17 protein-coding genes and 1 tRNA gene are annotated in these 18,173 nt (G+C 58.9%); 10 read left to right on the top strand and 8 right to left on the bottom strand.

Annotated elements, in window-relative coordinates; translation table 11 throughout:
* Positions 1 to 22 precede the first annotated feature (22 nt).
* The 3 genes from EPD60_RS05550 to EPD60_RS05540 all read right to left on the bottom strand — a co-directional run bounded on the left by EPD60_RS05550 (position 23) and on the right by EPD60_RS05540 (position 1,725).
* The gene (locus EPD60_RS05550; RefSeq protein ID WP_131447677.1) at positions 23 to 232 is read right to left on the bottom strand and encodes a CcmD family protein; all 210 of its coding nucleotides are present in this window, start codon (positions 230 to 232) and stop codon (positions 23 to 25) included.
* Positions 232 to 966 (bottom strand): cytochrome c biogenesis protein CcsA, encoded by a 735-nt coding sequence (gene ccsA, locus EPD60_RS05545; RefSeq protein WP_131447675.1) that lies wholly within the window; start codon positions 964 to 966, stop codon positions 232 to 234. The genes EPD60_RS05550 and ccsA overlap by 1 nt, the downstream gene beginning before the upstream one ends.
* A 129-nt stretch (positions 967 to 1,095) precedes the next feature.
* Positions 1,096 to 1,725, bottom strand: a complete 630-nt coding sequence (locus tag EPD60_RS05540) for a heme exporter protein CcmB (protein WP_262708831.1) — start codon at positions 1,723 to 1,725, stop codon at positions 1,096 to 1,098.
* Between the two features lie 107 nt (positions 1,726 to 1,832).
* Here EPD60_RS05540 and EPD60_RS05535 point away from each other — a divergent pair, with 107 nt between their 5' ends.
* A complete protein-coding gene (locus EPD60_RS05535) occupies positions 1,833 to 2,690 on the top strand; it encodes a DUF6263 family protein (RefSeq protein WP_131447673.1) in 858 nt (285 codons plus the stop codon).
* A 41-nt stretch (positions 2,691 to 2,731) separates the two neighbouring features.
* Here EPD60_RS05535 and EPD60_RS05530 read toward each other — a convergent pair whose 3' ends face one another.
* Complete coding sequence (locus tag EPD60_RS05530) at positions 2,732 to 3,262, bottom strand: hypothetical protein (protein ID WP_131447671.1); 531 nt, start codon at positions 3,260 to 3,262, stop codon at positions 2,732 to 2,734.
* Positions 3,263 to 3,298: 36 nt separating this feature from the next.
* Positions 3,299 to 3,877 carry a thymidine kinase gene (locus EPD60_RS05525; RefSeq protein WP_131447669.1) on the bottom strand — a complete coding sequence of 193 codons (579 nt, stop codon included), beginning with the start codon at positions 3,875 to 3,877 and terminating at the stop codon, positions 3,299 to 3,301.
* Between the two features lie 95 nt (positions 3,878 to 3,972).
* Between EPD60_RS05525 and EPD60_RS05520 the strand changes: the two genes are divergently transcribed.
* Positions 3,973 to 4,725 carry a hypothetical protein gene (locus EPD60_RS05520; RefSeq protein WP_131447667.1) on the top strand — a complete coding sequence of 251 codons (753 nt, stop codon included), beginning with the start codon at positions 3,973 to 3,975 and terminating at the stop codon, positions 4,723 to 4,725.
* Here EPD60_RS05520 and EPD60_RS05515 read toward each other — a convergent pair.
* Complete coding sequence (locus EPD60_RS05515; protein ID WP_243647764.1) at positions 4,695 to 5,948, bottom strand: 3-deoxy-D-manno-octulosonic acid transferase; 1,254 nt, start codon at positions 5,946 to 5,948, stop codon at positions 4,695 to 4,697. The genes EPD60_RS05520 and EPD60_RS05515 overlap by 31 nt on opposite strands.
* Before the next feature lie 98 nt (positions 5,949 to 6,046).
* Here EPD60_RS05515 and EPD60_RS05510 point away from each other — a divergent pair, with 98 nt between their 5' ends.
* From EPD60_RS05510 to rfbD, 6 genes are read left to right on the top strand one after another with little or no spacing between them, the layout of a single operon-like run.
* Positions 6,047 to 7,177: a DegT/DnrJ/EryC1/StrS family aminotransferase gene (locus EPD60_RS05510; RefSeq protein ID WP_131447663.1), complete on the top strand. Its 1,131-nt coding sequence runs from the start codon at positions 6,047 to 6,049 to the stop codon at positions 7,175 to 7,177.
* Positions 7,178 to 7,186: 9 nt separating this feature from the next.
* Positions 7,187 to 8,500 carry a UDP-glucose dehydrogenase family protein gene (locus tag EPD60_RS05505; protein WP_131447661.1) on the top strand — a complete coding sequence of 438 codons (1,314 nt, stop codon included), beginning with the start codon at positions 7,187 to 7,189 and terminating at the stop codon, positions 8,498 to 8,500.
* Positions 8,500 to 9,486 (top strand): UDP-glucuronic acid decarboxylase family protein, encoded by a 987-nt coding sequence (locus EPD60_RS05500; RefSeq protein ID WP_243647763.1) that lies wholly within the window; start codon positions 8,500 to 8,502, stop codon positions 9,484 to 9,486. Before EPD60_RS05505 ends, EPD60_RS05500 begins: the two co-directional genes overlap by 1 nt.
* A gap of 18 nt (positions 9,487 to 9,504) precedes the next feature.
* Positions 9,505 to 10,794: a nucleotide sugar dehydrogenase gene (locus EPD60_RS05495; protein WP_131447659.1), complete on the top strand. Its 1,290-nt coding sequence runs from the start codon at positions 9,505 to 9,507 to the stop codon at positions 10,792 to 10,794.
* Between the two features lies 1 nt (position 10,795).
* Positions 10,796 to 11,356 carry a dTDP-4-dehydrorhamnose 3,5-epimerase gene (rfbC, locus tag EPD60_RS05490; protein ID WP_131447657.1) on the top strand — a complete coding sequence of 187 codons (561 nt, stop codon included), beginning with the start codon at positions 10,796 to 10,798 and terminating at the stop codon, positions 11,354 to 11,356.
* The gene (gene rfbD, locus EPD60_RS05485; RefSeq protein ID WP_131447655.1) at positions 11,353 to 12,219 is read left to right on the top strand and encodes a dTDP-4-dehydrorhamnose reductase; all 867 of its coding nucleotides are present in this window, start codon (positions 11,353 to 11,355) and stop codon (positions 12,217 to 12,219) included. Before rfbC ends, rfbD begins: the two co-directional genes overlap by 4 nt.
* 125 nt (positions 12,220 to 12,344) lie before the next feature.
* On the opposite strand, the gene EPD60_RS05480 is transcribed toward rfbD, so the two are convergent.
* Positions 12,345 to 12,415 (bottom strand) — tRNA-Gln (locus EPD60_RS05480).
* 91 nt (positions 12,416 to 12,506) lie between these two features.
* Positions 12,507 to 15,149: a cyanophycin synthetase gene (gene cphA, locus EPD60_RS05475; RefSeq protein ID WP_131447653.1), complete on the bottom strand. Its 2,643-nt coding sequence runs from the start codon at positions 15,147 to 15,149 to the stop codon at positions 12,507 to 12,509.
* Between the two features lie 222 nt (positions 15,150 to 15,371).
* Here cphA and EPD60_RS05470 point away from each other — a divergent pair, with 222 nt between their 5' ends.
* Positions 15,372 to 16,655 carry an aminotransferase class V-fold PLP-dependent enzyme gene (locus tag EPD60_RS05470; protein ID WP_131447651.1) on the top strand — a complete coding sequence of 428 codons (1,284 nt, stop codon included), beginning with the start codon at positions 15,372 to 15,374 and terminating at the stop codon, positions 16,653 to 16,655.
* A 140-nt stretch (positions 16,656 to 16,795) separates the two neighbouring features.
* Positions 16,796 to 18,173: APC family permease (locus tag EPD60_RS05465; protein WP_131448138.1), on the top strand; the 1,378-nt coding region annotated here is incomplete at its 3' end.

Raw genomic sequence — 18,173 nt, 5'->3', positions numbered from 1 at the left:
TAAAAGGTTAAATACCCGTTGTTTAATCCCGGTGCTTCTCGAAGCGGCTGATTTTCCGGTCGAGACGTACCAGGTAGATGATGATTCCCGCAAAGATGGTCAGGATCACCGCAACTACGACATAAATTTTACCGTTGGAGCGGAACGAGTCCGCCATCTCCACCGGCCTGCCCTGGGCAGATGCCCACAGCTGGAGGAGGAGCAACGGCAGCGCAAAGAAAGCTTTTTTCATCAGTCGTTGATTAACGTTTTTTGTTGGAGCAGGCGAAGGCGGATCTTCAGTGTCGCCAACCATACGCCGAGCAGGGTCCATCCCGCTACAGCGGGATAAAAGACGGCGCGCATGTGGCTGGTCAGTGCCTTCGGGTCAAGGGCCGGGTTGTCGCTGCGTACGCCCGGTGCCACCTCTCCACCCGGGTGCAGGCTCGGCAGCAGGCGCGGGATGATCCAGATGGAAGGAAACAGGAAGGCAAATGCGAAAATGTTGTAGACCGCCGAGATCCGCGCTTTTTTGTCAATGTCGTGAATGGAGTCGCGCAGCACCAGGTAAGCCGCGTAGATCAGCAGGGCGATGCCCGCGCCTACGAGTTTCGGCTCCCGGGCAATGGCGCCGAAGGAAGCCGCGGCGTTGTCGTTGGGATCGGCCCAGGTGACCGAGGCCCAGATAAAGCCGGTGAGATAACCCAGCACCCCGAAGAGCATCCCGATGACGGCGTATTGCCGCGACAGGATATCGTACTTCAGGTTGTTGGTGCGCAGGTAATTGACGGCATGCACCACCGAAATGATGAACAGGATCATCATCGAAAACCACATGCCTACGTGGTAATACAGGTTGCGGATCGTTTCGTGGAGAATGGGCGTCCGCGGCACATCAAACCAGCGGAGGTTAAACACATTAAGGCCGAAAAGGAGCGCGTATGCCAGCAGCACCACAGAGAGTATCTTCCACCAAGCTTTACGCATAACAAACGGCCATTTAATGGCGCAAAAGTAAGGAGAAAGATCGCTCCATCTGGAATCTGGAAATCTGGAATCTGGTTTATCCGGCATGGCCGGATTCCAGATTGAAGATTGCAGATTGTAAGATTCGGATCAGTCTTTCCAGAGATACGGAAACAGGATGGCGGCGAGCAGGATCACGAGCCCGTCCATGACGAAGAGCATGGCGATGGGTGTTACCGGGAAGGTGCCGGTCTGGCTGAAGGCCGCGGCGGAGATCTTCATCAGCATGATCAGCTGGGGGATGATGATGGGGAAGCCGAGGATGGCCATGATCGCCGCATTCTGCTGGGCCCGCGCTGCGATGGCCGCCAGGAAGGTGAACACCAGCGACAGGCTCACGCCGCCGAGGAGCACCAGCCCGAAAAAGGGGAGGGGCTTCAGTACCGGGTGGTCGAGAAAAAGAGCGAAGAGCGCATAGCACAGGCTGCTCATGAACAGCATCAGCACCGCGTTGAACAGCAGCTTCGACAGCACGAACTGCAGCGGGCTCACCAGGGTCTGGTAATAAAGCATCCGTCCCGGCGCCTCCTGCAGGAAGCTTTTGGCCACCGCATTGATGCAGATGAAAAGCTGCACTACCCAGAACAGCCCGTTCCATACGCGGCTCTCGGGCGACTCGAGTGCCATATACAGGACAAAGATGGTGGCGCCCACGTAGAGCACCACGCCGTAAAAGCTGTATTGCTGGCGGATCTCGAGCAGCAGGTCTTTGCGGAACAGGGAGAGGATGCGGGAAGGCGTAGCGATGGGAAAAGTTTTGGCGAAAATAGCGCCTGCCGCCGTTACGTGGGCGCTACGGCTTATTTTGCAGGAACAAACTGATTGCCATGAAACTGTTCCGCCGCACCCTCGGTGCCGTCCTGATCCTGTCCGTTGCGCTACCCGCTTGCGCCCAGACAAAGCTTTTCTTCAACCTGCAGAAAGGGAGCACTTACCTGCAGCGGCTCGACTATGACGTTGAAAGCGAATCCTCGGGGCAGAAGGTGACCATCAAACTGAAAGGCACCTACCGCGTGCAGGTGACCGGCGAAACGGACAGCACCAAGATCCTCGACGTGGCTTATGAGCGGATCGGCATGGACATGGATCTCGGTACGATGACCATCAGTGGTGACTCCGACGTTCCGGCGAACCTCGACCTCGCCGACGGTGCCAACGCAGCCAGCGCGGTGATGGGCAAGATGTTCGCCGCCATGAAGGGTAAGACCTTCCAGCTGACGGTGAACCGCGAAGGACAGGTGTCCGCGGTAAAGGGTATGGATGCGCTTACCGATGCCGTGATGGCCAGCATGGACGTGCCTGCCGAGATCAAGAACGGGGCCCGCGAAGGCTTCACGAAGCAGTTCAACGAGAGCAGCATCCGCCAGAATTTCAACCAGGCTTTTTATATTTTCCCCGCCCGCGGCGTCAAGGTCGGCGACAGCTGGTCGCGCGCCTATGATCAGGACAATGCCCAGGTGACCACTACCTATACGGTGAAGACGCTTGGGCCGAAGGAAGTAGTATTGACCACAAGCTCGGTGATCGCATCGACGGCCGGCGGCCCGAGCATCAGGGGCACCGGCACGGGCGAGCTTCTAATTGATACGAAGACCGGCCTGGTGCTGCGCGGCCAGATGGTCAACAACCTCGATGGCGATGCAAAGGTCACCAGCAAAGGGAGCTTCGAAGGAACCATAAAATAAAAAGGCCCGGAAGGGCCTTTTTATTTATAGTTCGGGTTTGCTTATTCAGCTTTGGAAGCCTTACGCACGCCTTGCTTGAAGGCCCACATCACGAGGCTGGAACCTTTGCTGAGCGGGGCATAGGTAATCTTCTCCACGCGGTCGAAAATGTAGTACTGGAAGATCGGCTGGTTGTTGGTCATCTTCCATTGGCCGTTCTGCATGTACTTCATATAGTTGTCAACCGGGATCAGGGTGGCTACAAGCGCATAGCGGTAGGTTTTCGCATCATTGTATGCCGAATCCGTGTAGATTTCCTTTTGGGTGGCGAGCTGGTATTTATACGGATAGTTCTTTTGCAGGTACTTCTCCATCTCGTCTCCGTTCTTGCGCATAAAGTAGTAGGTCCATGCATCATAGCCGGAGTTTTCAGAACTCTTCGGGGTCGTTTTCTCCGGTATGTGTTCTACCAGCAGGGTAGTGGTGGCCGGGCTGAAGCCGGCAGGAAGCTGCTCCTTGCTGGTTTTCTGGGCGGCGGCGCCAAGGCTTGCGGTCAGGATCAAAGCAGTTGTCAGGTGACGGATCGAAATCATTCGTATTAAATTTTAGTTTAACGCAAAGGTAGGGTTTCAGTCAATGGCCCCGTCGAGCTCGAAGCAGCGGCGGCAGCGCGGCTCATACACGTCTTTTTCACCGAGCATGATGCGGTCTTCGTTGGGGATCTTGCGGTACGAGTAGTTGGCGATATTGCCGCACTTCATGCAGATGGCGTGGAGCTTCGTAATGTAGTCGGCGCGCGCCAGCAGGAAGGGCATCTGCCCGAAGGGCTTTCCAAGGAAATCCATGTCGAGGCCGGCAACGATCACGCGGATGCCTTTGCGGGCAAGGGCTTCGCACACGTCGGCGATGCCGTCGTCGAAGAACTGGGCTTCGTCGATCCCCACAACATCACAGTCCTGTGCCATCAGCAGGATCTTGTTGGAGTGATCCACCGGTGTGGAGTGGATCTGGTTTTCGTTGTGCGATACGATATTGACTTCGTCGTAGCGGGTGTCGATGGCCGGCTTGAAGATCTCCACTTTGAGGTTGGCGATCTTGGCCCGCTTCAGGCGACGGATGAGCTCTTCGGTCTTGCCGCTGAACATCGATCCGCACACGACTTCGATCCAGCCCGTGGTGGCGCCCTTGATATGTGGTTCGATAAACATGGAGGCTAGTTTCTTCTTTTTAAATCAGGTGGTTGTACATTTAGGGCACGGCGCCCGCAAACCCTAGGGAAGGGCGTCAAAACTAGGGGAAACAAATGGAACGTGTCCGTGATTTGATTCAAAAATTGCAGGAGCAATCGGTCCGCGGCGAAGGGCCTGCCGCCCTGCTTGCCACCGTACGCAGCCTGGCGGCCGAACTCGTTGCGCAACTCCCGCGCGAGCCGCTTCCGAAGCGCGAGCGCGTGGTTGTGCTGCTGCCTTCCGATTTCACCCCGCCCGTTAATCGGGAGGAGCCGTCAGCGCCCGCTGCAGCCCCGGCGCCGGAAGCTTTTGTGCCGCCCGCAGAACCAGTCGCGGCGCCGGCCACGCCGCCTGAAGTGACCCGCGAAAGCCCGGTGCCTGCACCGCCCGCCGAGCCCGATTCCGTCAAGCCGCCGGCACCGGCATTTGATCCGCTCGAGGAAGTGCCCACGCTGGCCCAGCAAACCCCGCAGCCCGCCGCTCCGGCACCGGCGCCGCAAGCGGTGCCGCCCGCCGCCGGCACCGGTGAATCGCTCAACGACCGACTCAAGCGCCCCGAACGTGAGCTCGGGCACAAACTCACCGACACGCCCATCCGCGACCTCCGCAAAGGCATCGGTATCAACGACCGCTTCCTGTTCCTCGCCGAGCTCTTCCGCGGCGACGAAGCCATGTACGAGCGCAGCATCAAAACCATCAACGGCTTCGATATTCTGCCCGAAGCCGAATACTGGATCAACCGGGAGTTAAAAGTGAAGCTGGGCTGGGACGATGACACCGATACGGTGCAGCACTTCTACGCGTTGGTGAGAAGGCGATTCTCCTGAATGTATCGAAGGATGCGCCCCGTGGCGCCGATGTTGTCCTGCACGTAACGCGCAGCCTGGAGGCCGGCGCGGTCAAGTTCCGCAGGGTTGGCAAGCAGGCCGGAGACAGCCTTTTTTAATTCTTCAGCATTGCTAACGCTGCGTGCCGCACCACAACCGATCAGGCCTTTTGCTTCGCGGAATTTCTGGTAATTCGGCCCAAACAGCACCGGCTTGCCCCAGGCCGCTGCTTCGAGGGTATTGTGAATGCCGCTCTTGTTGAAGCCGCCGCCGATATAGGTGATGTGCGCATAACGGTAAAGCCGCGACAGCATCCCGAAATTATTGATGATAACCACCCGCAGCGAAGGCGGCGCGCATCCTTCGTGCAGGAGCCCGGTGTAGGTGAGGGTCACGCGTTTGGAGAAGCGCTCCGTCAGCTGCCGGATATGGGCATCGTCGATCTCGTGCGGTACGATCACCAGCTTGAGGTCATCGCCGAGTGCATTGAGCAGTTCCTCGTCTTCGGCCCAGGTGCTCCCGGCAACCAGCACGGGGAGGTCGCCTTTTACAAAGTCTTCGATGGGTGGCAGGGGCGCCGGGTTACTGGTGATGTGGGCCACGCGGTCGAAGCGGGTATCACCGGCTGCGCTGCATTTGGTTACCCCGATGCTTTGGAGCAGCTGAACGGACGCTTCATCCTGCACAAACAGCCAGGTGAAGAACGTGAGCATCCTGCGGTGCACGCCTCCGTACCATTTAAAGAAGGCCTGCCGCGGCTGGAAGATGGCCGACACCAGCAGCAGCGGTGTGCCGCTGCGGCATACCGCGTTGAGGTGGTAATACCAGTAGTCGTATTTGACAAAGACCACCAGTGCCGGGCGCACCGTGTCGACAAAGCGCTCGGCGTTGGCTGCCGTGTCGAGCGGGAGGTAGGTGACGATGTCGGCACCCTTGTATTTCACCCCGACTTCATAGCCCGAAGGAGAGAAGAAGGTGACCAGGATGCGGTGTTGCGGGTACTGCTGCCGCAGGGCTTCCAGCACGGGCTTTCCCTGCTCAAATTCGCCGGCGGAGGCGCTGTGCATCCAGATCACCGGCGCGCCGGAGCCGGCCAGTGCTTTTTGCAGGTGTTGGTGCCAGTTACGACGCCCTTCCACCCAGGCGCGGGCCTTGCCGTTAAAGCGTGCCGCAATGCGGATCGCCAGCGCATAAAGCCGGATGAAAACGACGTAAATCAGCAAGAAAGAAGCGTTTGGTGGAGTGCCGACAAATGTAGGCGCAAACATTGTCCCAACCCATATTTTCCTATTTTTGCGCCACTTTAAACAAACCGGTCTTTATGCGTCCCATTCAAATGGTCGATGTGAAGCAGCAATACCTCCGCATCAAGGAAGAGATTGACGCCGCGGTGCTGAAAGTGCTTGAAAGCACGGCCTTTATCAACGGGCCCGAGGTAAAGCAATTTGCAGCCGACCTTGCCGCGTATAACGGGAGCAAGCATGTGATTCCCTGCGCCAACGGCACCGATGCCCTGCAGATCGCCATGATGGCCCTCGGGCTGCAACCGGGCGACGAGGTCATCACGCCTTCCTTTACCTATATCGCCACCACCGAAGTGATCGCCCTGCTGGGACTGACGCCGGTGTTCGTGGATGTGGACCCGAAGACCTTCTGCATCGACCCCGAAGGCATCCGCAAGGCCATCACGCCGAAGACCAAAGCGATCGTGCCGGTGCACCTTTACGGTCATGCCGCGGAGATGGAAGCCATCATGCAGATCGCGCAGGAGCACGGCCTTCACGTGATTGAAGACAATGCCCAGGCCATCGGCTGCGACTATACCTACAGCGACGGCCGCAAGGTGAAAACCGGCGCCATCGGCACGGTGAGCGGCACCTCGTTTTATCCTTCCAAAAACCTCGGCGCCTACGGCGACGGCGGTGCCATGATGACCAACGACGATGCGCTCGCCGCGCAGCTCACCATGGTCGCCAACCACGGCCAGAGCAAGCGCTACTATCACGATGTGGTGGGCTGCAACAGCCGCCTCGATACCATCCAGGCCGCCATCCTCGGCATCAAGCTGCGCTTTCTCGACGAATACATCGACGCGCGCATCCAGGTAGCCGACGCCTACGACGCGGCCTTCGCAGGCGACGACAAGATCCGGACGCCCTTCCGCGCCGCCAACTGCAAGCACGTTTTTCATCAGTATACCATTATTCTCGACGGTGTGGATCGCGACGCGTTCGCGGCGTATCTTCAGGAGAAAGGAATTCCCTCGATGATTTATTACCCCGTGCCGGCCCACCGCCAGAAGATGTTCGACCACTTCGGTGGCGCCCGCTTCGAGCTGCCGGTGACCGACTGGCTGACCGAGCGCGTCATTTCCCTGCCCATCCACACCGAGATGGACGCGGAGCAGCTGGAGTACATCACTTCGAACATCCTTAACTATATAAACAAATAATTAGCAGACATGAAAATTGCGGTAGTAGGAACCGGTTATGTTGGACTGGTCACAGGCACTTGTTTTGCCGAGACCGGTAACACCGTCACCTGCGTGGATATCGACCAGGAAAAGGTGACGAAACTCCAGAACGGCCAGATCACCATCTATGAGCCGGGCCTGGAGAAGATCTTCCAGCGTAACCTGAAAGAGGAGCGTCTCATTTTCACTACCAACCTCGAAGACGGCATCCGCGACGCGGAGATCGTGTTCTTGGCGCTGCCGACGCCCCCGGGCGAAGACGGCTCGGCCGACCTCAAATACGTGCTGGGCGTAGCCGGGCAGATCGGTACCCTGCTGAAAGACTACAAGGTGATCGTAAACAAGAGCACCGTGCCCGTTGGTACGGCGCAGAAGGTACGCGACGCCATCGGTGAAAACTATAAGGGCGAGTACGACGTCATTTCCAACCCCGAGTTCCTGCGCGAAGGCGTGGCCGTGGAAGACTTCATGAAGCCCGACCGCGTGGTGATCGGCACGCAGAGCGAGCGCGCCCGCAAGGTGATGAGCGACCTCTACGCGCCCTTCGTGCGCCAGGGCAACCCCGTCATTTTCATGGACGAAGCCTCCGCCGAACTCACCAAGTACGCGGCCAACTCCTTCCTGGCCACCAAGATCTCCTTCATGAACGAAGTAGCGCGCCTCTGCGAAAAGCTGGGCGCCGACGTAGATATGGTGCGCCGCGGCATCGGCTCCGACGACCGCATCGGCAAGCGCTTTCTCTTCCCCGGCATCGGCTACGGCGGTTCCTGCTTCCCCAAAGACGTGCAGGCCCTCGTCCGCTCGGCCCACGAAGTGGATTACGACTTCCGCATCCTCGAGGCCGTGATGACCGTGAACGAAGACCAGAAGACCTTCCTCGTTCCGAAGATCAAGAACTACTTTGAAGGCTCCCTCATCGGCAGGCATTTCGCCATCTGGGGACTTGCCTTCAAGCCCAATACGGATGATATCCGCGAGGCGCCGGCGCTTTACATCATCAAGGCCCTTGTGGGCGAAGGCGCTACCGTAACGGTATTCGACCCCGAGGCGATGCCCAATGTGCGCCGCCAGCTCGACTCGATGATCAACTACGCCGAAAGCCAGTACGACTGTCTCGAAGGCGCTGACGCACTGATCATCGCTACCGAATGGAACGAGTTCCGCACACCGAGCTTCGAGAAGATCGCGTCGCTGCTGAAGAACAAGGCCATCTTCGACGGCCGCAACCTCTTCGACCTCGCAGAAATGCAAAAGCTCGGTTTCCACTACGAATCTATCGGCCGTAAAACCATTCAAAACTGATGATGGAGCAAAAACGTGTACTCATTACCGGAGCCGCAGGCTTCCTGGGCTCGCACCTCTGTGACCGCTTCATTAAGGAAGGCTACCAGGTGGTGGGCATGGACAACCTGATCACCGGCGACCTGAAGAATATCGAACACCTCTTCCCGCTACCGCAGTTCGAGTTCTACAACCACGACGTAACGAAGTTTATTCACGTGCCGGGCCGCATCGATTATATCCTGCACTTCGCCTCGCCGGCTTCGCCCATCGATTACCTCAAGATCCCGATCCAGACACTCAAGGTAGGCGCCATGGGCACGCACAATTGTCTCGGCCTCGCCAAGGCCAAGGGCGCGCGTATGCTGGTAGCCTCCACCTCGGAGGTGTACGGCGACCCGCTGGTGCACCCGCAGACGGAAGAATACTGGGGCAACGTAAACCCGGTAGGGCCGCGCGGCGTTTACGACGAAGCGAAGCGCTATATGGAGTCGATCACGATGGCCTACCACACCTTCCACGGCGTGGAGACGCGCATCGTACGCATCTTCAACACCTATGGACCGCGGATGCGCCTCAACGACGGCCGCGCCCTGCCGGCATTCATCGGCCAGGCCCTGCGTGGCGAAGACCTCACCGTGTTCGGCGACGGCTCGCAAACGCGCTCCTTCTGCTATGTGGACGACCTCGTGGAAGGCATCTACCGCCTCCTGCTGAGTGATTACGTGCTGCCCGTGAACGTGGGCAACCCCGACGAGATCTCGCTGAAAGACTTTGCGGAGGAAGTGCTCAAGCTCACCGGCAATGCGGTGAAGATCGTGTACAAGCCCCTGCCGCAGGATGATCCGAAGCAGCGTAAGCCCGATATCACCAAGGCAAAAGAACTGCTTGGCTGGGAACCCCGCGTGCACCGCAGCGAGGGACTCAGGATCACGTACGACTATTTCCGCAACCTCCCCAAAGAGGAGTGGACCAAGCAACCCAAAGAATTCACCCCAACCAAATAAGAAACCGTCGCGAAACCTATGTATCAGGAACTATTGGATAAAAAGGCAAAGCTTGCCGTGGTGGGCCTCGGCTATGTAGGCCTTCCCATCGCGCTCGAGTTTGCCCGCCGCATTTCCGTAATCGGGTTCGATATCAACGAGAAGCGTGTGGAGCTGATGAAGCAGCACATCGATCCGAGCAACGAGCTGGATAAAGAAGCCTTCGAAGGCACCGATATACAATTCACCGCCTCCATCGACGAGCTGCGCGAAGCGCGCTTCTTCGTGGTGGCCGTGCCTACCCCGGTAGACGAGCACAACGTACCCGACCTCACACCCGTGAAGCGCGCTTCCGAAACCATCGGCAAGGTGATCAAGAAGGGCGACTACGTGGTATTTGAATCGACCGTTTACCCCGGCTGCACCGAGGAAGACTGCCTGCCCATCATCGAGAAGCTTTCAGGCCTCAAGATGGGGGTCGACTTCAAGCTGGGCTACTCGCCCGAGCGCATCAACCCGGGCGACAAGAAGCACACGATCCGCACCGTGGTGAAGGTAGCTTCGGGCTGCGACGCCGAGTCGCTCGAGGAGATTGCGCAGACCTATGAGCTGGTTGTGGATGCGGGCGTTCACCGCGCCTCCTCCATCAAAGTAGCCGAGGCCGCCAAGATCATCGAGAACACGCAGCGCGACCTCAACATCGCGCTGATGAACGAGCTGTCGATCATCTTCGACAAGATGAATATCAACACCTACGAAGTGCTGGAGGCCGCCGGTACGAAGTGGAACTTCCTGAAGTTCTCACCCGGGCTCGTGGGTGGCCACTGCATTGGCGTGGATCCCTACTACCTCACCTACAAGGCATCCGAGCTGGGATACAATTCGCGGGTGATCCTGGCCGGTCGTTATATCAACGATAACATGGCGAATTACCTCGCCCGCAAGGTGGTGCAGCACATCATCAAGAACGTGAGCGACGTCAAGAACGCGCGCGTGCTGGTGCTGGGTGCCACCTTCAAAGAGAACGTGAGCGATATCCGCAACTCCAAGGTCGCCGACGTGGTGAAAGAGCTGCAGTCGTTCTTCCTGAACGTGGACGTACACGATCCTTATGCCGACAACGAGGAACTGATGCACGAATACGGCTTTGGCCTGACGCCCGAGATCGGCAAGGACTACGACGCCGTGATTGTATCGGTATGCCACGAGCCCTATGCCCATTACGACGATGCTTTCTTCACGTCGATCACCAAGCCCGCCGCGCTCATCGCCGACATCAAGGGTCTATTCCGTAATTCGGTCAAGAGCCGTCAATACTGGAGCTTCTAAGATGAATTTCCTTACCTGCGATATTCCCGGTCTCATCGTGATCGAGCCACGCGTGTTCGAGGACAGCCGCGGCTACTTCTACGAAGCCTACAACGAAGCCGTGTTTGCCGCCAACGGCATCCCGCAGCGCTTTGTGCAGGACAACCAGTCGCGCTCTTCCTACGGCGTCATCCGCGGCCTTCACTACCAGCTCAACCCGCATGCCCAGAGCAAACTGGTGCGCGTGGTGGAAGGCAGCATTCTCGATGTGGCCGTGGATATCCGGAAAGGATCGCCCACATACGGGCAGCATTTCGACATCGTGCTCTCCGCCGAAAACAAGAAGCAGCTGTTCATTCCCGCCGGCTTCGCCCACGGCTTTTCGGTGCTGTCGGAAGTGGCGGTGCTCTTCTACAAATGCGATCACCTGTACAGCAAGGGAAGCGAGGGCGGGGTGCGTTTCGACGACCCGGCGCTCGGCATCGACTGGCAGGTGGATCCCGCAAAAGCCATCATCTCCGAACGCGACGCAGCCATGCCGCTGCTCGCCGAGGTAAGCCATAACTTTATTTTTGAAGGATGAAGATCCTCGTGACCGGTGCCGGCGGACAGCTTTCTTCGGAGCTGACGGCCCTAGCTTCTGAATTCCCGCAGTTTGAGATCCTGGCCCTGCCGGTGGATGCGCTCGATATTACCGACCGCCACCAGGTGGCCGCCGTTTTTGAACGCGAGCGTCCCGGTGCCTGCATCAACGCCGCGGCATATACGGCTGTAGACAAGGCCGAGCAGGACCGCGACACGGCATACGCGGTCAACGCGTACGCCACGGGGATACTGGCCGGCGCCTGCGCCGCTGCCGGTGCGCGCTTTATTCATGTTTCCACCGACTACGTTTTTGACGGGCAGGGCACGCGTCCCTACCGCGAAGACGACCCGACCGGACCACTGGGCGTATACGGTGCCTCCAAGCTGAAAGGAGAAGAGCTGTGCTTTGCCGCCGACCCCTCTGCCATCGTGGTGCGTACGGCCTGGGTTTTTTCTTCCTACGGCAACAACTTTGTGAAAACGATGCTGCGCCTCATGGGCGAGCGGCCTGCGCTCAGCATCGTTAACGACCAGCACGGCTGTCCCACCTATGCCGCCGACCTGGCGCGGACCGTGCTTCAAATACTTGCAGGCGACAAATGGGTTCCCGGCACCTATCATTTCAGCAATGCGGGTGAAACCACCTGGTACCGTTTTGCCGAAGCCATCCGCGACAAGGCCGGCCTCAGCTGTGCGCTGCAGCCCATCACCACCGATCAATACCCGACGCCGGCAAAGCGCCCCGCCTGGTCGGTGCTGGATACGACCAAGATCCGCACAACCTATGGCCTGCACATCCGTGGCTGGGAGGAGTGCCTGGACGACTGCCTGGAAAAGCTCCAGGTTAGGCAGAGCAAATAAGATAGACCGGATAATCAGAAAGGCCTCCAGGGAAATGGGGGCCTTTCTGATTACTCAATTTTCTGACTATTAAGCCGAGAACCGCAATCAAACGAAAAAGCCCCGCATCGCGGGGCTTTTCTTCGTTGAGCTACTAGGATTCGAACCTAGACAGACAGAACCAAAATCTGTAGTGCTACCGTTACACCATAGCTCAATCCGTAACGGGAGTGCAAAAATAAGGGGTCTCGGGTTGCGGCCAAAACTTTTTTCGAAAAAATTTCGCTAACGCATTGACCCCGGTATAGTTAAGCCATTGCACGGCCGAGGGTGCCCATTTCCTCCTGCTCCTGCAGTGCCTTGATCTTTCCGAGCGTAGCTTCTACTTTATCGCACAGGGCCGTAACCAGGGCGCCGGGGGCGCACTGGTCGTAGGCAGTGCGGAGGGCCTCGGCTTCGTCGGCAATGTATTGCACCGGGAGGTCGGGGGCCACCGAGCGGATGCCTTCCGTCAGCAGTTCCTCGATATTGCCAACCGTGCGCCCGCGGAGATTCTTATCCATGCGGACGATGATCTGGTCGAAGGCGCCGGCGGCGATGACGCCGATCTCGCGGATGTCTTCGTCGCGGCGGTCGCCGGTGCCGGTGATGATGCCGATCTTTTGCGGGTAGTTGAGCTGGCCGACAAACTCTCTCAGCAGCTGTACACCCTGTGGGTTGTGGGCGAAATCGGCCAGGATTGTGCACTTACGCAGGTGGAAGAAATTAAGGCGGCCCGGGGTGAGCACGCTCGAGGGCTCAAAGGTGCGGAGCGCGTGGCGGATGTCTTCGATGGTGACGGCCTTGAACAGGTAGGTGGCCAGCACCGCGGGCAGCACGTTGGCGATATTGTGCACGGCCTTGCCGCCGAAGGTGATGGGGATGTCGCGCACAGGCAGCACACGCACCTTCCAGTTTTCCTTCATGATGGTGACGTAGCCATTTTCGTAAATGGCCGCCTTGCCGCCGCGTGCGCAGTGCTCCAGCACCCGCGGGTTATCGTCACGCATGGAGAAAAGCCCGATGTTGCAGTCGAGATCCTTCTTCATTCTGAACACGAGATCATCGTCGGCATTGAGAATGGCGTAGCCGCGCTCGCACACCGTTTCGGGCACCACCTGCTTCACCCGCGCCATCTGCTCCACGGTGTTGATGCCGCCGAGCCCGAGGTGGTCGGCCGCGATATTGGTAACGATGGCCACGTCGCATTGCTGGAAGCCGAGGCCGCCGCGCAGGATGCCGCCGCGGGCACACTCCAGCACCGCGAAATCGACCGTGGGATCCTTCAATACAAACTGCGCCGACACGGGGCCGGTGGTGTCGCCGTCCATCATCTTCTGGTTCTGGATATAGATGCCGTCGGAGGTGGTGTAGCCCACCTTGCGGCCGGCGGCGCGCACGATGGCCGCGGTGATGCGCGTGGTGGTGGTTTTACCGTTGGTGCCGGTGATGGCGATGATCGGGATGCGGCCGTCGACGCCCTGCGGGAAGAGCATATCCACTACCGGCTCGGCCACGTTGCGGGCGATGCCTTCGGAGGGCTCCACGTGCATGCGGAAGCCGGGTGCGGCATTTACCTCCAGCACGGCGCCGCCGGTTTCGTTGAGGGGCTCGGAAAGGTTTTCCGCCATGATGTCGATGCCGCAGATGTCGAGGCCGATGATGCGCGCAATGCGCTCGGCCATGAATATATTGGCGGGATGCACTTCCTCGGTCACATCCGTAGAAGTACCGCCGGTGCTCAGGTTGGCGGTGGGCTTGAGCCACACCTCTTCGCCCGCGGCGGGCACCGTTTCGAGTGTGTAGCCCTTGTCGTGGAGCATCTTCCAGGTAAAGTTGTCGACCGTGATGCGGGTGAGCACTTTTTCGTGGCCATAGCCGCGGCGCGGGTCGCTGTTCGTTTCGTCGATCAGTTGCTGGATCGTCTTTTTACCGTCGCCGGTAACCGCCGCGGGCGTGCGGCGCGCAGCGCAAATGAATTTGTAGTTGATCACCAGCAGGCGGAAGTCATAGCCCGTGATAAATTTTTCGCAGATGACGGAGCGTCCGTATTTCTGTGCCTCTTCCAGTGCCTTTACGGCAACATCCCAGGTGGTGATATTGGTGGTGGCGCCTTTCCCGTGGTTGCCGTCAATAGGCTTCAGCACGAGGGGAAAGCCGATATCGCCTATGGCGGACCGGAGCTCCTCTTCGTCGCGGACGATGGTGCCGCGCGGCACCGGAACCTCGGCTTTTTCCAGCAGGTTCTTTGTATCCTCTTTATCGCCGGCAAGGTCTACCGCGATGCTGGAGGTAGTGGAAGCGATCGTTGCCCGGATGCGCTTCTGGTGCACACCGTAGCCAAGTTGCACCAGCGAGTGCCGGTTGAGCCGGATAAAGGGGATATTGCGCTTCGCTGCTTCGGCCACGATGGCGCCGGTGGACGGCCCGAGGCGGGTGTCTTCGCGGATCTCGCGCAGGGCCTGGATGTCGGCTTCAAGGTCGTAAGGCGTGCCGTCGGTGAGGGCCTGCGCCACGCGCACCGCCGCCTTGGCGGCATAGAGGCCGGCTTCTTCTTCTTCGTAATTGAACACCACGAAGTATTCACCTTCTTTCTCACCGGTGCCGCGCGTGCGACCGAAGCCGCAGTCCATACCGGCAAGGGTTTGCAGCTCCAGGGCGATGTGCTCCACCACGTGTCCCATCCAGGTGCCTTCTTCCACACGGTCGAAGAAGCCGCCGCGCACCCCTTCGCTGCAGCGGTGCTCGATCATGGAGGGCAGCAGGGCCTCGATGCGTTGACGGAAGCCCTGTATCTTGTTGGTAGGATACTGTTCGAGTTCCTCGAGATCGAGTTTCATCTGGATCAGCCTGGGGCGGCGGACGCTCCAGTAATTAGGACCGCGCAATACTTTCAGATCAAGGATCTTCATGGGAGGTGATTCGTGTTTCGGGCAATATAAGTAATAAGAAAGTGGTTTTGTACAAACGGTATGCCTTGTGCGGCGGGTGTTCTTAAATTCGGAGATCAGGCAATTCGAAATTCAAAAGACAAAATGGAGGCATCGGTGTGGTAGTTTTTCTTTTCCTTGCTCGTTCCTTTAGAAGGTTTTGAATGCTGACTTTTTATTTTTGACTTCAACCCAGCCAGAACTATGTCGCGCCGCTCCTTTCTCCGCCATGCCTCCCTGTTAACTACCGGATTGTTCACCGGGCTGCTGCAGCCGGCCTGGAGCCGCAACCTAAATTCGGCTTTGCGTGAAGCGGAAGGAGTGCAACCGGCCGACCTGGCGGGCGAGGAGGAGTTCTGGTTTTACGTGCAGCAGGCCTTTACCGGCACCCCCAACATCATCAACCTGAACAGCGGCGGTGTGTCGCCCTGCCCGCGCGTAGTGGCCGAGGCCATGAAGCAGAATTTCGATTATATCAACGAGGCACCGAGCCTCTATATGTGGCGGCAGCTGGACCAGGGCCGCGAGCCGCTGCGCCGGAGTTTTGCCGCCTTCGCGGGCTGCGACCACGAAGAGATCGCCTTCAACCGCAACACCTCGGAAGGCCTTGATACGGTCATCTTCGGGCTGCCCCTGCGGCGCGGCGACGAGGTGGTTCTTTGCCGGCAGGATTACAACCACGCGGTCTTCTCCTGGCAGCAGCGCGAGAAGCGCGAGGGGGTCAAACTGAACTGGGTTGACCTCAGGCTGCCTTCGGAAGACGAAGCTTACCTCGTGCGGCAATACGTGGAGGCCTTTACACCAAACACCAGGGTGGTGCTGCTCACGCACATGATCAACTGGAACGGCCAGCTGCTGCCGGTGGCGCGGATCGCTGCCGAGGCGCGCAAGCGCGGCATCCTGGTGCTGGTGGATGGGGCTCATTCCTTTGCGCAGCTGGACTTCCGCATCGCCGACCTGGGCGCCGATTTCTTCGTTACCTCGCTGCACAAATGGACCTACGCGCCCATCGGCACCGGCGCACTCTGGATGCGGAAGGAGCGGGCCGCCGAACTCTGGCCGCTGCACGGCACCGACCGACTCACGGAAACCAATATCCGCAAATTCGAATCGCTTGGAACGCGCCCCTTCTACATCGAACAGGCAACGGGGAAAGCCGTGGAATTCAACGAGGGCATCGGTCTCGCCCGCAAGCAGCAGCGGCTCCACTACCTGAAGAACTACTGGATGGAACGGGTGAAAGACCTGCCCGGCATTCGCTTCGGTACTTCGACGGATCCGAAATGGGGCTGCGCCATCGGTCTTGTTTCCTTCGAAGGGAAAAAGCCGCAGGAGCTTGACGCGTTTCTTTTCAATAACTACAAGGTGCATTGCACCACCACGGAGTGGAACGGGCTCAGCGGCGTGCGCATCACCCCGAATGTATTCACTACCACGAAGCAGCTGGATGTGCTGGTGGAGGGGATTCGCGCCTATGCAATGCGGTAATGCGGTAATGTGTTAATGCGGTAATCAGTGGGAGGGAGGAAAATGTGATGATGAAACGGTTCGGAACAATCTTTTATCACATTACCGGATTATCACATTACCGCATTGAGAATGGTACGGCATTACATTTAGGGCTGCATATGTCCCTCCACCGCCGCCTCTCGCTGCTCCAGGCCACCGCCATCAATATGATCGACATGGTGGGTATCGGGCCTTTCGTTACGCTTCCCCTGGTGATCGGCTTTTTCAACAGTCCCTATTATATCTGGGCCTGGGTGCTGGGCGCGGTCATCGCCCTGCTCGACTCCTGCATCTGGAGTGAGCTGGGGGCAGCTTATCCCGCCGCGGGCGGCTCCTACAACTTTCTCCGGATCGCCTACCCGGGCCGCTGGGGGCGGCTTATGAGCTTCCTGTTTGTGTGGCAAACCTCCTTCCAGGCGCCGCTGGTGGTGGCTTCGGGCGCCATCGGCTTTGCCAAGTACGCGCAATACCTGTTTCCCCTGAGTGAGCTCGGACAGAAGGGCGTTTCGGCCACCGTCATCCTGCTCATCGGCGTCCTGCTTTGGCGGCGCATCGAGAGCGTCGGCCGCCTGTCGGTGCTGCTCTGGGTGGGCGTGCTCGGTACTATCGGCTGGATCATCGTGGGCGGCCTCACGCATAAGACAGTCGCCTACGAAGCGCTCCCGGTGTCGGGCGGCGACTTCCTGTCCGGCGCCTTCTGGACAGCCCTGGGTGCGGCTTCGGTAAAAACGATCTACAGCTACCTCGGTTACTACAACGTGTGCCACCTGGGCGGCGAGATCCGCGACCCCGGGCGCAATATTCCCCGTAGCATCTTCCTGTCGGTGGCCGGCATCGCGGTGCTCTACCTCGGGCTCAACTGGAGCATCGCCGGCGTGCTGCCCTGGCAGGAGGCGGCAAAGCACGAATTCATCGTGAGCATTTTCATGGAAAAGATCTACGGCGTGGCCACCGCCCGCGTGGCTACGGGGCTTGTGCTCTGGATTGCTTTCGCCTCGCTCTTTGCCGTGGTGCTCGGCTACTCGCGCGTGCCTTATGCCGCGGCGGTAGACGGCGCTTTTTTCAAGCCCTTCGCCCGTCTGCATCCCACTAAGGATTTTCCCTATGTGTCGCTCCTGTTCATCATCGGGCTCGGGCTGGTGTTTTCTTTTTTCCTGACGCTGAAGCAGGTCATCTCTGCCATCCTGGCCATGCGGATCCTGGTACAGTTTATCGCGCAGGCGGTAGGAGTGGTGCTATTGCGCCGCCGGAAGGGAACGGCGGCACTGCCCTGGAAGATGCCACTCTACCCGCTGCCGGTGATCGTATCGGTCTGCATCTGGCTTTTCGTGCTTGTTTCTACCGGCATTTTTGCCCTCTGGGGCACTGGAATGGCCGCCCTCGGCGTTTTGGTTTTTGCTTTAACAGAAAAGTGGCGCTCCGGCCGGGCTGAATCTATAGATTTGCAGAGACCCACCCCCGGCTCCTCCCCAAGGGAGGGGAGTGCGCCCCTTCCCT

It is taken from the genome of Flaviaestuariibacter flavus (assembly GCF_004337505.1).
In the GTDB taxonomy this organism is placed as follows: Bacteria; Bacteroidota; Bacteroidia; order Chitinophagales; family Chitinophagaceae; genus Flavisolibacter; species Flavisolibacter flavus.
This window is presented reverse-complemented; position numbering and strand designations above follow the sequence as displayed.

Excerpts from the sequence above, each read along its gene's own strand:
- EPD60_RS05550 (WP_131447677.1), bottom strand. The coding sequence starts at position 232 with ATGAAAAAAGCTTTCTTTGCGCTGCCGTTGCTCCTCCTCCAGCTGTGG.
- EPD60_RS05500 (WP_243647763.1), top strand. The coding sequence starts at position 8,500 with ATGATGGAGCAAAAACGTGTACTCATTACCGGAGCCGCAGGCTTCCTG.
- EPD60_RS05525 (WP_131447669.1), bottom strand. The coding sequence starts at position 3,877 with ATGTTTATCGAACCACATATCAAGGGCGCCACCACGGGCTGGATCGAA.
- EPD60_RS05530 (WP_131447671.1), bottom strand. The coding sequence starts at position 3,262 with ATGATTTCGATCCGTCACCTGACAACTGCTTTGATCCTGACCGCAAGC.
- ccsA (WP_131447675.1), bottom strand. The coding sequence starts at position 966 with ATGCGTAAAGCTTGGTGGAAGATACTCTCTGTGGTGCTGCTGGCATAC.
- EPD60_RS05520 (WP_131447667.1), top strand. The coding sequence starts at position 3,973 with ATGGAACGTGTCCGTGATTTGATTCAAAAATTGCAGGAGCAATCGGTC.
- EPD60_RS05535 (WP_131447673.1), top strand. The coding sequence starts at position 1,833 with ATGAAACTGTTCCGCCGCACCCTCGGTGCCGTCCTGATCCTGTCCGTT.
- rfbC (WP_131447657.1), top strand. The coding sequence starts at position 10,796 with ATGAATTTCCTTACCTGCGATATTCCCGGTCTCATCGTGATCGAGCCA.
- EPD60_RS05470 (WP_131447651.1), top strand. The coding sequence starts at position 15,372 with ATGTCGCGCCGCTCCTTTCTCCGCCATGCCTCCCTGTTAACTACCGGA.
- rfbD (WP_131447655.1), top strand. The coding sequence starts at position 11,353 with ATGAAGATCCTCGTGACCGGTGCCGGCGGACAGCTTTCTTCGGAGCTG.
- EPD60_RS05495 (WP_131447659.1), top strand. The coding sequence starts at position 9,505 with ATGTATCAGGAACTATTGGATAAAAAGGCAAAGCTTGCCGTGGTGGGC.
- EPD60_RS05505 (WP_131447661.1), top strand. The coding sequence starts at position 7,187 with ATGAAAATTGCGGTAGTAGGAACCGGTTATGTTGGACTGGTCACAGGC.
- EPD60_RS05510 (WP_131447663.1), top strand. The coding sequence starts at position 6,047 with ATGCGTCCCATTCAAATGGTCGATGTGAAGCAGCAATACCTCCGCATC.
- cphA (WP_131447653.1), bottom strand. The coding sequence starts at position 15,149 with ATGAAGATCCTTGATCTGAAAGTATTGCGCGGTCCTAATTACTGGAGC.